This is a genomic window from Algoriphagus machipongonensis (genome assembly GCF_000166275.1).
Lineage (GTDB): Bacteria > Bacteroidota > Bacteroidia > Cytophagales > Cyclobacteriaceae > Algoriphagus > Algoriphagus machipongonensis.
The window spans coordinates 2070116-2083872 of the sequence record NZ_CM001023.1; the positions used below are offsets into that span (position 1 = coordinate 2070116).

The window sequence follows — 13757 nt, forward strand, 5'->3', positions numbered from 1 at the left end:
TAAATGCTAATTTCTGTTATCATTCCCGTTTATAGAGATTTACCAAGGTTAAAGAATTGCCTTTATGCTTTGGCAAACCAAAAAGATTTCTCTTTTCAAGATGTAGAGGTGATCATAGTAAATAATGACGCTTCTGATTTATTCGAACTTGAAGATTCTTACCCCTTTTCCTTGAAGTTAATTGTTCAGGAAATTCCAGGGTCTTATGCAGCCCGAAATAAGGGGCTTGAGATAGCCTCGGGTGAATCATTCTTGTTTACTGATTCCGATTGCATCCCTTCTACAAACTGGCTTTCCACAGCGAAAAAATTGTTGGAAAATACGGAATCAGACCTGATTGCTGGATCAATTGATTTGTTTGCTAAGGAGGAAAATCGATACGTTCGATTTGACCAAACTTTTGCTTTTCCAAACGAATATTATGTGAAGGAAGAGAAATTTGGAGTGACAGCTAATTTGCTAGTAAGAAAGTCTGTGATTGAAGCGGTAGGGTCTTTTAATACTCAATTGCTTACAGGAGGTGATTCAGAATTTTGTAATCGTGCAATAAATGCGGGATTTAAAATTGCCTACCACAAAGAACTCAATATATCACATCCCGCACGAGCTTCTTGGGATGAATTGAAAGTAAAGGCTATTCGGTTTGGAGGTAGATTACCAAAAGGAAGCAATCAATTGATGGTGCTACTTAAACTTATTGGGAAGTTTAGAGTTAGGCTCAGTGATGTGAAATACATTTCAGGACTTCCGGAGGTGAATTTATCTCAGAAGTTTGATTTTTTTCAAATCAGACAAAAGCTGAGGTGGGTGGAAGCAGAAGAATCTTTAAGGGTTTTCTTCGGGAAGAAGCCTGGAAGAAAGTAAAAAAACAGATTTGTTAGCTAAGAATTTCGGAAGAAAATTAACCTTGACAGCGCTGCTGTTCCAGGTTTCCTTTGTTGTTTTTTCTCAAATTCTTAATTCAGACATTCCTGTATTAGAGCAATTTCTTCGTAGGGAACAATTGCTCGGATCATTTGATCCTAGCTATTCTTTTCAGTTAAGACCTTTCAGATTAGATGGTAGAGATTCTTCAATCACTTCACAAACGATATCTAATTACCTGATAGGTAAATCAATGCCTAAAAACCCTAAGGTAAGGTTTAACTTGTTGCCTATTATTTCCACCACTGAAATAAATACAAAAAGACCCTACGGTTGGGGAAATAAAGGACTTGTTCCAAATGTAGGGGTTCAAACCTATTTCAGCACAGGTTTCTATGCAAGGTTTCACTTTTTAGAAATTCAATTTCAACCTGAAATGACCTATTCCCAGAACAAAGCATTCGAGGGGTTTTCAAATGATTTTTCCGGAAAGGTTTTAAGTGCTCGTTTTTTTTATTGGAATAATGGTGATAATCCAGAACGTTTTGGGAAAGATCCAATTTCTCGTTTATGGTGGGGACAGTCAAGTATAAATATTTTGGCTGGACCTATTCAATTTGGTATTTCAACAGAAAACATTTGGTGGGGGCCAGGCCAGTTCAATTCACTCACTTTTAGTGATAATGCAGAAGGTTTTCCTCATTTATCCTTAAAATCCCGCAGACCACTTAAGACTTTTATGGGGAATTTTGAGTCAGAGGTGATTATAGGTAGGCTTGAGAATAGTGGCTTATTTCCTTCTCAAGATGCCTTCTTAAATCAGCGGTATTTCCGAAAATTTGATGGAGACTGGAGATACTTAAATGCTCTTCATATCACCTACAATCCTTCGTTTTTGCCTAATTTATTTTTAGGCTTTAATAGAACTTTCCAGCAGTACAATAAATATAGAGAGAAAACCTTCAATGATTATTTCCCGATTTTTGAAGTGTTTCAGAAAAAGACATTATTTGAAAATGGTAACTCTGTGGTCTATGATGGAAAAGGTCAAGATCAACAAGTCTCACTTTCTATTCGATATTTGGTTCCTAAAGCAAATGTTGAAGTTTATGCAGAATTGGGGAGAAGGGACCATGCTTATGACTGGCGAGACTTTATCTTAAACCCCGAGCATGCCAGAGCATATCTTTTTGGGTTACAGAAATTATTCCCACTTCCGGAGCAAGATACCTACATACAAGTGCGAGCGGAAATGACGCATCAGCAGGAGTCTATCAATAGATATAATAGATATCCAGGGTTGATAGGCAACCAAACCTGGCATACCCATGGGTTGGCAAGGGGCTTTGTAAATGAAGGAGAAGCTTTAGGCGTAGGAGTAGGGGTAGGATCCAATGTTCAAACTATCGAAATTTCCAAAGTTTCAAAAATGAATAAAAGGGGCATTCTTCTGGAAAGATTAGCCAATAATCAAGATTTTTTTTATCGGGCATTTGGTCAAAATCCTGAGAAAAAACCATGGGTGGATTTGAGCTTGGGGTTTTTGTGGGATGAGCAGTTTGGCAGGCTAATACTTAGTGGTAAAGCACAGTTTATCAAAGGTTTCAACTATCAATGGCAGTCTGATAATCTGAGTACTTCCGATTACCCAAATGGCAAAAATAATTTTTCCTTTTTTGGAAATTTTAGCCTGATCTATCAATTACAGAAATAGATAGTTTAGCGTACTATTTTTTCAGCAAAAGATTCTACTTTTGCAATCAAATTCAAATGAGTAACTTTGGTACTCATTTAGTATTAAGTGCCAACAAAATACTTTTTCAAGGCGGTATAAGCAGCTTTTTGAATCTGAAAAAAGACATCAAAATTGACTCCCTTTGAAAAAATACAGAGCTACTAGTTTTGTTTCGCTGGGTTTATGTGACCGAAAGGGCGAAGCTGTATTAACAAAAGGATTTGTTTTATAACTCTTAATAATATTATTGATTAAATCATCTTTCATTCTTTTACTTTTGAAATGTTAACTCCACTAAAAGATGTAAAAATTGCGGTCATTGGCCTAGGTTATGTAGGTCTACCACTAGCAGTAGAATTTGCCAAAAAATTTCCCACAGTTGGTTTTGATATAGACTCAAAAAGAGTTGGTGAACTGAAGGAAGGATTAGATCATACTTTAGAAGTTGAAAATGAGTTATTAAAATCTGTCTTAGGATTTAATCCATCAGAAGGAGTTGGATTGTTACCCACCTCGGATTCTTCAGATCTTTCGGACTGCCAAGTATATATTGTAACCGTTCCGACACCGACTGATAGGCATAATCGTCCTGTGCTGACTCCTATGCTAAAAGCCTCCGAAAATATTGCTCAATATCTAAAAAAAGGGGATGTTGTCATATACGAATCAACGGTTTACCCAGGAGTTACTGAGGATGAATGCGTACCGGTTTTAGAGCAGATTTCTGGATTGAAGTTTAATATAGATTTCTTTGCGGGTTATTCCCCTGAGCGAATAAACCCGGGTGACAAAGAACATACTGTAGCCAAGATTTTAAAAGTAACTTCTGGAAGTACTCCTGAGGTAGCGGAATATGTGGATCAACTCTATAAGCAAGTGATTACTGCTGGAACTCATAAAGCATCTTCAATAAAAGTTGCGGAGGCAGCGAAAGTGATAGAAAACTCTCAACGAGACATTAATATTGCCTTTGTCAATGAACTTTCTAAAATATTCAATCTATTGGGAATTGATACTCAGGAAGTATTAGAGGCAGCAGGCACCAAATGGAATTTTTTAAAATTCAAGCCGGGTTTGGTTGGAGGTCATTGCATTGGGGTAGATCCATTTTACCTAGCTCAAAAAGCTCAGGAGGTTGGTTATCACCCTGAAATCATTTTGGCTGGAAGGAGATTAAATGATTCTATGGGGAAGCATGTAGCGACCGAAGTGATCAAATTGATGATGAGAAAGGACTTGAAAGTGATTGATTCCAAAGTTCTTATTTTAGGCTTTACTTTTAAAGAGGATTGTCCAGACTTTAGGAATACCAGAGTGATTGATATTTATTCTGAATTAAAATCTTTCGATATGGAAGTGGATATTTACGATCCTTGGCCAAACTCGGAGGAAGTTAAAAAGGAATATGGTGTTGAAATCATTTCTGGAGGTCAAGCTCCTAATTTAAATGCTTATTCTGCCATTATCTTGGCAGTATCACACAAGGAGTTTTTAGGTCTATCAATTCAGAAATCAGAAAATCAAGTAGTCTATGACGTCAAAGGTTTTTTAGATAAATCACAAATAGACGCAAGGCTTTAAAAAATAATTTTACAAATTGAGTCCAAATTTGGACTTTAGCGCTTTAATGAAATATTTTAATATGAAAAACCAGTTTAGGCATCTGTTTCTTTTGTCGATGCTACTTTTGCTTTTTTCTTGTGTTTCAAACGAACGTATCGTTTACATGCAGGATTTAGGGGCTGATAGCAACCCCTTAATATCAACAGGGCAAACAATCCCTTATCAAGTAGATGAGTATTTACTGCAAGCATTTGATATTGTTGATATTAGTGTCAAAACAACTAATCCTGAGATTAATGAAATCTTTAATGTAATTACTGGAGACTCTAATGGCCAAAATATGAGTACTGGTCAAAATGGAGGAGATGTGTTTTTCATGAATGGATATACTCTCGATGAAAATGGAGTGATTGAAATGCCATTGATAGGTGAGTTAAATCTCCTTGGAATGGATACTAAAACTGCAAAAGCACTTATTGAACAGCAAGTCTCAAAATATGTCAATGAAGGAGAATATTTTGTGAGATTGAGACTGGGAGGTATTCGTTTCAGTGCCATTGGTGAATTTAACAACCCTGGAAAGCAAACAATATTGCAAAATAGAGCCAATATTTTTGAGGCTATTGCGACAGCAGGAGATATGACTATTTTAGCCAAGAGAAATGAAGTGACTTTGCTAAGGCAATACCCAGAAGGTTCAAAGCTCCATAAAATCAACCTAAATGATAAAAATCTATTAGGAACCGAATTCTTTTTTATAAGACCAAATGATGTGATTTACGCGGAACCTTTGAAAGTTAGAGAATTGGGTTCAGGTACAAACTTCATACAGTCTCTTGCTCTGGTAACTTCCATGGTTACTGCCATTGCCCTTATACTTTCTCTACGAAACTAGTAAAAATGAATTTTGATCAGGAAGAAATTGAATTCTTAAAAGAAGAGAGTTCGTTTGATATAAAATCGGTGATCCCTAAAATCCTTAGGATTTGGCCTATTATAGCTATATGTGCGGGGCTTTTTCTTGGGATAGGATATATCTACACCCGGATGTCTGTACCACTATTTAAGGTGTCTGGAATATTTTTTATCAAGGACACAGAAAATAAATTTGCACTTTTTGACGCTCCGAGTATTGAAGGTTCTCCCAACGTGGGGCTACTCAACCAAATTGTTATTTTGCAGTCCAAACCCATTGCTCAAGCTACACTTGAAGGCTTAGATTTCAATGTTGAGTATTATAAACAGGGGACATTTATTAATAATGAGCTGTATGGCAATACTCCAGTATTAGTTGAAGTGGACTGGAAATCTCCTCAGGTATTGTATGGATTGATCAGATTGACTTGGGAAGATGAAGAAAACTATACCTTGTCTTTTGATGCGGAAGCTTATACAAAGTATGTTCCGAATGGTTCAAATACCAATATGGAGCTCTTTCCTGAAACCAAAACTTATCCTTTTGGAGAGTGGGTAGAAAACAACAATTTTAAACTTAGGATTTCTAAAACAGGAGCTGATAAAAGCGGAGAACTCTTACTAAAAATTAGAGATGATAAATCCATCATAAATGAATATGCAAGTAAACTTGATGTAAGCTCGGTTCAAAAGGAAGGCTCTATTTTGGAATTGAGCATTTTGTCACCTCATGCCAAAAAAGGAGAAGTTTATATCAATAAATTGATGGAAACTTACATTGCCCTTGAATTGGCAGAGAAAAATGAAATTGCCAGTAATACTGTCAAGTTTATTGATAGCCAAGTTGCAGGTGTTGCGGATACCTTAAGGCTTTTTGAAGATGAGCTTCAGACTTTTAGAGCTGATAACAAGATTTATGATTTAGGTTCTGAGAGCGCTTCAGTATTTGACCAATTGACAGAATATGAAGCTCAATTGCGACAGGAACAATTCAAAAAGTCTTACTATAAAAACCTTAAGGAATATCTAGTAAGAGAAAATTACCAAGATGTGGTGGTTCCTTCTGGTATTGGTATCGAAGACCCAATCTTGAATAGTCTGATTACCAATTTACTAGAACTTCAAGTAGAACGCTCAAAGCAATTAGCTACCTTAACTGAAATCTCTCCTCAAGTTCAAGCCACTAACAATAAGATTTCAGACCTTAATAAGTCCATACAGGAGATTTTAAGAAACGTTGATCAAAACTCTGACTTAACCATCAATGATCTTAAAAGTAGGATCAATGAGTTGGAAGGTTCGTTTAGGACTTTACCTAAGACCCAGCAGAATATGATTAGAATTGAGAGACAACAAGCTCTTAATGAAAACATCTATACATATTTAATGCAAAAAAGGGCAGAAGCTGCTATTACCAAAGCTTCTAATACTGCCGAGAATAAAATCATTGAACCTGCTGAAGGTGGTGTGCTAGTAAGCCCAATACCAATGAGGAATTACTCCATCGGTGTTTTTGTAGGGTTATTGCTACCTATTTTATTTGTATTCGTCAGAGAGCTTATTCGTACAAGAATAGAAGATGTTAGCTATCTGGAAAGAAAACTCAAAATACCTTTGCTTTCGACTATTTTGTACAATAAGAGTAAGAACAATTTGGTTGTTTTTGAGCAAGGTAAATCAGGACTTGCTGAAGGTTTTAGGTCATTGAGAGCAAATATTAGATTTATTACTCCCAAAGAGGAGCAGCTAACATTGATGATCACTTCTACTATTTCTGGTGAGGGGAAGACATTCTGTGCTATGAACCTGGCTTCTGTTTATTCCTTAACAGGAAAGAAAACAATACTCGTGGGTTGTGACATGAGAAAGCCTAAAATTTTCCAGGATTTTGAAGTTGGAAATGATGTTGGGCTTTCCTCAATTTTGTCTGGTCAAATTAAAGATTGGAAACAAGGGGTGAAAAAGACAAAATTTGAAAACATGGATTTGCTAGTGTCAGGTCCAACTCCACCAAACCCTGCGGAACTTTTGTTTACCAAACGATTTGAGCAACTAATTGCTGAATTAAAGCAAGAATATGATGTTGTTATATTGGATACACCTCCAGTAGGACTTGTTAGTGAAACATTAGACTTACTGCCATATGTAGATATGACACTATTTGTTTTCAGACAGAATTATAGTCAAAGGAATTTCGTCAATGCCTTGAATGGATTAAAAGTTGGCAAAAATCTGAAAAACCTATATGCAGTGTTTAATGGTGTAGATGGTAGCAAAGTGACTTATGGCTATGGCTACACTTACGGATACGGCTATGGATATTACGAAGATGATCAAGTGAAGAAGGGATTTTTCTCCAAACTAAGAGGTTGATTTATTTGGCCCTAATTTCTAAATATGCTTGGTAAAATAAGAGCTTGGGTAGAAAGCCTACCCTTCGACAGACAAAGGCGAATTAAGAGAAGAGTAAACTATTTTCGCAGTATAGGAAAATCTTCGGACTTAGATTATCTCGCTCAGCTTTTTCAAACAGATAAATTTGGGAAGCACTTTTATACTCCTAATTATAAATTACACCTTCAACATTTAAGAGGTAAATCTTTCAACATGTTGGAAATTGGAGTAGGTGGCTATGATAATCCTCATCAAGGAGGTGGGTCGCTAAGAATGTGGAAAAGGTTTTTCTCAAAAGCCAAAATTCATGCAATTGACATTTTTGATAAGTCTGCCCTAAATGAATCAAGAATTAAAATATTCCAGGGAAGTCAAGTTGATCTTGAATTTTTAGATAAAGTATGCGATGAAATAGGGGAAATTGAAGTTATTGTTGATGATGGAAGCCATATCAATGAGCATGTAATTACCACATTCAAACACCTTTTTCCTAAGTTAAAATTAGGAGGTATTTATGTGGTGGAGGATACCCAAACCTCTTATTGGGAAGAATATGGAGGTAAAGTGACTGAGTTGAACGACCCGGAAACGATCAATGGTTTTTTCAAAAGGTTTGTTGACAACTTGAATTATAAAGAGTTTCCAATTGCTGATTACGAAGCAGATTACTACACCAAGCATATTGTTTCAATTCATTTTTACCACAACATGATTTTTATTTACAAAGGGTTGAATGATGAGCCATCAAATATCAGCTCTGTTTCTTAATGGGTGAAAGCAAAGCAAATAAAATTGTAATTCTTCTTTCAGCGACTATTAAGCCATTTATGGAGACTTTTATGGCTGCTAGATCCATTGAGGAGCGAGAAGAAGATTACTTCAAAGCTGCTGAATTCTATCTTGGAAAAGGTTTTCCCGTTGTTTTTGTTGAAAACAGCATGTATCATTCCGAAAGGATTTTTAATTTGAAAAACAGGTTTCCTGAATTTGAAATTCTTCAGTTTGAATCAACTTCGAGCCATTTAGGAAAAGGACATGGAGAAAAACAATTGATGGATTATGCACTAGCAAATTCTACATTATTGGCCCAGTCAGAATATTTATTGAAAATAACAGGTAGGTATATTGTTCAAAACATCCAAGAGTTTATTGGCGGGCTTGAAACTGATATGAAACCTGTTTATATCAATTTCCTAAGAGATCTTACTTGGGGAGATACCCGGATACTTCTTATGAGCAAAGCTTACTACAAAGAAATATTTGCCCCGTTTTGTGATCAATATTTAGATGAAAAGAACAATGTGATTCTAGAAAGGGTTTTTGCTAGGTCTGTACATCACCACATGTCAAAGGGCGGAACTTTTGGTTTTTGGCCAGTTTATCCTAGTTATCTTGGATTCGATGGTTCTTACGGGGATCCAATTAAATTTTCGTTCTTTAAAAAGATGAAATACCAGTATTATTTCAAACTAAAGCGATTCATTTTTAAGCACATAGCTTAACACATTTCCACAACAAGTTCATGTTCGAAAAAATATTTAACAAGTATTTCAGACACTTTGGGTTCTTCTATTCTTATATAGGTCCAAAGCTGATTCTATTAATACTGATGAGTTTATTTGTGGGCTTATTGGATGGATTTGGCTTAGCCTTATTTATGCCCATTTTCCAAATTGCGGCTGATGGCGATAGCTTGTCAACAGCAGATAATATGGGAGACTTAAAGTTCCTTCTTACTGGGATCGAATGGCTTGGATTTGACTTAACTTTAAACTCCGTTGTGGTTTTCATGGTCGTTCTATTTTTCTTAAAAGCGATCTTCAAATTTTTAGACGGCTACATTAAAATCAAACTTCAGAATCAGTTCGTAAAAAAGATCAGGTTTCAAATGGTTGATGGATTGAGTGATCTGGATTATAAACATTTCCTCAACCTGGACTCAGGAAAAGTTCAGAATACACTTTCCTCTGAGGCAGTCAAAATCACTTATGGTTTCCTCTCATATTTTAATAGTATTCAACATTTGGTGTTACTGCTTGTATACATTGGACTAGCATTTTTATCTAATTTCCAATTCGCAATCTTAGTTTCTATAGGTGGTTACTTGTCGAATTTTCTATTTAGATACTTTTTCTCACGTACTGAGAAAGAATCCATCAATTTATCTTCACTTGGCCATCAATTTCAGTCCTATTTGATTCAGGCTGTGCATAATTTCAAATATCTAAAAGCTACCGATTATTTCTCTAGCTACAATTTGAAATTGAAATCAGTTATTAATCAGATTGAACATGGGCAAAAAAAGATAGGAATCTATGGCTCTATTATGGCCAGCTTGAGAGAACCTATCATATTGGTCGTGGTCATGATCATTATTTTGATTCAGGTAAACTTTATGGAAGGAAGCCTCTCCACTATTATTTTGAGTTTGGTCTTTTTCTATCGTTCCCTTAATTATGTAGTCACCCTTCAAGGAAGTTGGCAGGGATTCATTTCCAATATTGGAGGAGTAATTTCATCTGTAAATCTTATAAATGATTTTAAAGATGGTAAAGAGACTTTCAATAAAACTGATGAGATAAAGAAAATTTCAGCTTTAGATATTCAATCAGCATCTTTTGTCTATCCCAACGGTTTCCAGGTCTTAAAGCAGGTTAATCTGGAGATTGAACCTCTAAAAACCTATGCTTTTGTAGGGGAGAGTGGAAGTGGGAAAACCACTTTGGTAAACATGCTCATAGGGCTTTTTCATCCGAGTGAAGGTAAAATTATCGTAAATAACCAGGATAGATCCGAGGTGGATTTGTCAAGCTATAGAAAGCGATTTGGATATATTACGCAAGAGCCGGTTATATTCAATGATAATATTTATAATAATGTGACCCTTTGGGCCGAAAAGTCAGAGGAGAATCTGAGTAAATTTCAAAAAGCGGTCTCCCTAGCCAATATTCATAACTTTATTGACTCTTTACCAGAGAAAGAATCTACTCGATTGGGAGATAATGGAGTCATGGTGAGTGGTGGACAAAAACAAAGAATCTCGATTGCTAGAGAACTCTATAAAGATGTGGATGTGCTTATTTTTGATGAAGCAACATCTGCTTTGGACTCAGAAACTGAGAAGCTTATTCAGGATAATATTGATATGCTGATGGGTAAATTTACGATGATCATTATTGCACATAGGTTGAGTACCATCAGAAAAGTAGATACGATTTCTTTAATGGATAAAGGACGGGTTATTGCCTCAGGGAAGTTTGAAGATTTAGTATCTGAAAATGGGCAGTTTAAGAGGATGGTAGAACTACAAGAATTTAATTGATTTAGTGAATACCCAGAGATTTCTTGTTTCCAATACAGCTCTTCCAGCTCAAAAAATTGGTAGCTGGACAAACAGGATAACTTTTTTGATTCAGCAAAACCCTGATTTCTTTGATTATATATTATCACCTACTGCTCAGGAAAATAACCAATTTAGATTTTGTCAGAAAAGATCCTTCCTGAAACTTCCCTCAAGATTAAAATCTTGGCAACTTAAAAACAGGATAGCCAAAGATTACATCAAGAACATAGAAGAACTAGCCAAACCGGATCACAAAATTCAAATACTTGTGATGGATGATACCTTGTTATTAGAGGCGATTTCGTCATTTAAAAAAGGCTCTCAATTATCAATTGAATTAGTTTTTTCATTTCATGGTCATGACCTTAGGTTGAATCCTGATCTAATCCAGAATACGGATAAGATTCTATTTTTAACCAACCTTGCCTATCAAAAAGCGCTGGAATTACATGAAATATTTACCCCCCAAGTATTTATTGTGGGGAACGGTGTCAGATCTGATGTCTTTTTCCCTCTGTCTCTAAAAGAGAAGAAAGAACAAAAAATAAAGTTGGGATATCAAGCAGATGATGAAATTCTGATTTTGATGTCTAATAATAGGCCTAAAAAGGGACTCCAACTATTTTTGAAAATCATACAAGAGATATTATCCCAGCATCCTCATTACAAAGTGATGGTGATTGGTGTAGAAAAAGAAGATTCTATTTCAGATCCTAATATTGAATTCTTAGGTAAAATTCCTAATAACGAATTGCCTCAATACCTTCAAATTGGTGATATATATTTCTTCACCTCATTATGGAAAGAAGGTTTTGGGTTATCTATGGTGGAAGCGGCAAAATCCGGAAACAAAGTTATCGCCTCAGAAAATGGAGGAATCCCTGAAGTTGTAGAGGATTTTGATCAGGCCTATCTGGTTAAAGACCCAAACAAAATTGAAAATTGGGTCAAAGCATTTCAATTTGCAACACAGAGTAAATCTTATATACCGGATCCAAAAAAGCTCAGTGATTTTCATGCACTTTCTGATTGGCTTACCAAGTACCAAAATGCCCTAATGTCCTAATTATGTGTGGAGTAGCAGGGATAATTAAATTAAAAGGTGAAATTCAGGATACTGAAATTAATCAACTAAGAGAAGGTTTAAAATTTCAGAAACACAGAGGTCCTGATGCCTTAGGGGTTTGGAGTGATCAAAAAGTTGCTTTAGGGCATAATAGACTATCTATTATTGATTTATCAACTCAGGCAAATCAGCCTTTTTCCAGAGAAGACCTTCAGTTGAAAATTATTTTTAATGGTGAAATATACAATTACAAAGAATTAAAAAAGACACTCCAAGAGAAGCAATATACTTTTCAAACTAGCTCAGATACAGAAGTCATTCTTGCGGCTTATAAAGAGTACGGAGAAAAGGTGTGTAATCACCTGGTAGGAATGTTTGTCTTTGTTATTTACGATCTCCAAAATCAAAGTATTTTCGTAGCTAGAGACAGATTTGGAGAAAAGCCATTCTTCTATTTAGAAAATTCGGGCACTATTTATTTTGCTTCAGAACTTAAAGCTTTACAAAAGACTTACAATCAAAAACTAACTATAAATCAGAATGCCGTTTTTGATCTTATGGAAAATATGTATATCAATGGATTACATACAATCTATGAGGAAGTGCATTTGTTACCTCCAGGGAATTTTTTGAAGATCAAAGATGGAGAAGTCACTATATCATCCTACTATTCATTTCCGACAAAAGTAAAAAGAAAGAATTCTTTTGAAGAATTGAAATCAGAGGTAAAAGGACTGCTTTACGATATTGTTGAACATGAATTGCATGCGGATGTTCCAGTAGCTACGTTTCTAAGTTCGGGTATTGACTCATCTTTGATTACAGCCATAGCAAAAGAACTCAAACCTGATATTCTTGCTGTGACAATGGCTACTGCTGAAAGTCATTCTGATGAATCACCAGCAGCTACAGAGTTTGCAAAAAAACTCGACATCAAACAGGAAATTATTCCAGTAGATCCAGGGTCACTTTCAGTTTTAGGGGATTTGTTAAGTCATGTTCAGCCTTTAGCAGACGCTTCATTAATTCCCTCTTATTTAGTAACCAAAGCTGTTTCAGGTCATACCAAAGTGATGTTGTCTGGAGATGGTGGGGATGAAGTATTTGGCTCCTATAACAAGCCCAATATATATAAAGAGTTTGGTGGAAGTGTAGGCTTTTGGGGGAAATTGGCTGTGAAAACAGCCTTGAATTCTGACTCAAATAATATAGACAAATACTTATCTGATAAAAACAGGATAAAATATGCTGGATGGGAAGGATTCTACCGAAAGCATAATTTATCCTATAAACTGGGAAGTCAAATATTCAATAGTTACAGGCCACAATTACAAGTTCTGAAAGAGTATAAAAAAATCCAGCGCTTATATGAATCCAACCCTGAAAAGTCATCTTTCGGGGTGGATATCAATACCAGGTTACCCTCGGATTTTTTGCACAAAGTCGATACAGCGGCAATGCTAAGCAGTGTGGAAGTAAGAGCTCCATTCTTGGATCACAGGCTTGTGGATCTAAGCTTGGAAACAGATATGTCCTCACTTTCACCAAACGGTATTGATAAGGAAGTAACAAAAAGCTTGTTGAAAGAATTTACAGGAGATCTTCCAAGTAAATCCAAAAAAGGCTTTTCTATTCCTTACCTGACTTTTTTGCAAGGCGCTTGGGGAGAAATATTGGAAGGTTATTTAAAAGATGGTAAGTCTATTGCCTATTTAGGGTTTAACCAAAAAGGAATTTTGGACCTTTTGAACGAGTTTAGAAACTCTCCTACGCAAAGAATAGCTAGGGTATTATTCAGTGTGCTAGTACTAGAAATATGGTTGAGGGTATTTCACCTTGAGCAAGAAGTAAATCTTGAACCTACCCATTAAAAAATT

The 13757-nt window shown here is 35.8% G+C and carries 10 protein-coding genes; all 10 read left to right on the forward strand.

The genetic code is table 11. From position 1 onward, the window contains the following. Positions 1-3: 3 nt before the first annotated feature. The 10 genes from ALPR1_RS08765 to asnB all read left to right on the forward strand — a co-directional run bounded on the left by ALPR1_RS08765 (position 4) and on the right by asnB (position 13751). Positions 4-864, forward strand: a complete 861-nt coding sequence (locus tag ALPR1_RS08765) for a glycosyltransferase family 2 protein (protein WP_008200033.1) — start codon at positions 4-6, stop codon at positions 862-864. A gap of 43 nt (positions 865-907) precedes the next feature. After that, complete coding sequence (locus ALPR1_RS08770) at positions 908-2578, forward strand: capsule assembly Wzi family protein (protein WP_153231785.1); 1671 nt, start codon at positions 908-910, stop codon at positions 2576-2578. Between the two features lie 303 nt (positions 2579-2881). Next, the gene (locus ALPR1_RS08775) at positions 2882-4180 is read left to right on the forward strand and encodes a nucleotide sugar dehydrogenase (protein WP_008200035.1); all 1299 of its coding nucleotides are present in this window, start codon (positions 2882-2884) and stop codon (positions 4178-4180) included. 61 nt (positions 4181-4241) lie between these two features. Then, a complete protein-coding gene (locus tag ALPR1_RS08780; RefSeq protein WP_237701640.1) occupies positions 4242-5057 on the forward strand; it encodes a polysaccharide biosynthesis/export family protein in 816 nt (271 codons plus the stop codon). 5 nt (positions 5058-5062) lie between these two features. After that, a complete protein-coding gene (locus ALPR1_RS08785; protein ID WP_008200038.1) occupies positions 5063-7450 on the forward strand; it encodes a GumC family protein in 2388 nt (795 codons plus the stop codon). A 24-nt stretch (positions 7451-7474) separates the two neighbouring features. Continuing rightward, entirely contained in the window at positions 7475-8239 is a 765-nt protein-coding gene (locus ALPR1_RS08790) for a class I SAM-dependent methyltransferase (protein WP_008200039.1), read from the forward strand. Then, on the forward strand, positions 8239-8973 hold the full coding sequence (locus ALPR1_RS08795; RefSeq protein ID WP_008200041.1) for a hypothetical protein: 735 nt from the start codon (positions 8239-8241) through the stop codon (positions 8971-8973). Before ALPR1_RS08790 ends, ALPR1_RS08795 begins: the two co-directional genes overlap by 1 nt. A 20-nt stretch (positions 8974-8993) precedes the next feature. Then, complete coding sequence (locus tag ALPR1_RS08800) at positions 8994-10793, forward strand: ABC transporter ATP-binding protein (protein WP_008200044.1); 1800 nt, start codon at positions 8994-8996, stop codon at positions 10791-10793. Positions 10794-10878: 85 nt separating this feature from the next. Further along, positions 10879-11880 (forward strand): glycosyltransferase family 4 protein, encoded by a 1002-nt coding sequence (locus ALPR1_RS08805; protein WP_237701641.1) that lies wholly within the window; start codon positions 10879-10881, stop codon positions 11878-11880. A 2-nt stretch (positions 11881-11882) separates the two neighbouring features. Next, a complete protein-coding gene (gene asnB / locus ALPR1_RS08810) occupies positions 11883-13751 on the forward strand; it encodes an asparagine synthase (glutamine-hydrolyzing) (protein ID WP_008200047.1) in 1869 nt (622 codons plus the stop codon). Positions 13752-13757: the final 6 nt, after the last annotated feature.

Excerpts from the sequence above, each read along its gene's own strand:
- ALPR1_RS08775 (WP_008200035.1), top strand. The coding sequence starts at position 2,882 with ATGTTAACTCCACTAAAAGATGTAAAAATTGCGGTCATTGGCCTAGGT.
- ALPR1_RS08790 (WP_008200039.1), top strand. The coding sequence starts at position 7,475 with ATGCTTGGTAAAATAAGAGCTTGGGTAGAAAGCCTACCCTTCGACAGA.
- ALPR1_RS08785 (WP_008200038.1), top strand. The coding sequence starts at position 5,063 with ATGAATTTTGATCAGGAAGAAATTGAATTCTTAAAAGAAGAGAGTTCG.
- ALPR1_RS08795 (WP_008200041.1), top strand. The coding sequence starts at position 8,239 with ATGGGTGAAAGCAAAGCAAATAAAATTGTAATTCTTCTTTCAGCGACT.
- ALPR1_RS08765 (WP_008200033.1), top strand. The coding sequence starts at position 4 with ATGCTAATTTCTGTTATCATTCCCGTTTATAGAGATTTACCAAGGTTA.
- asnB (WP_008200047.1), top strand. The coding sequence starts at position 11,883 with ATGTGTGGAGTAGCAGGGATAATTAAATTAAAAGGTGAAATTCAGGAT.
- ALPR1_RS08800 (WP_008200044.1), top strand. The coding sequence starts at position 8,994 with ATGTTCGAAAAAATATTTAACAAGTATTTCAGACACTTTGGGTTCTTC.
- ALPR1_RS08780 (WP_237701640.1), top strand. The coding sequence starts at position 4,242 with ATGAAAAACCAGTTTAGGCATCTGTTTCTTTTGTCGATGCTACTTTTG.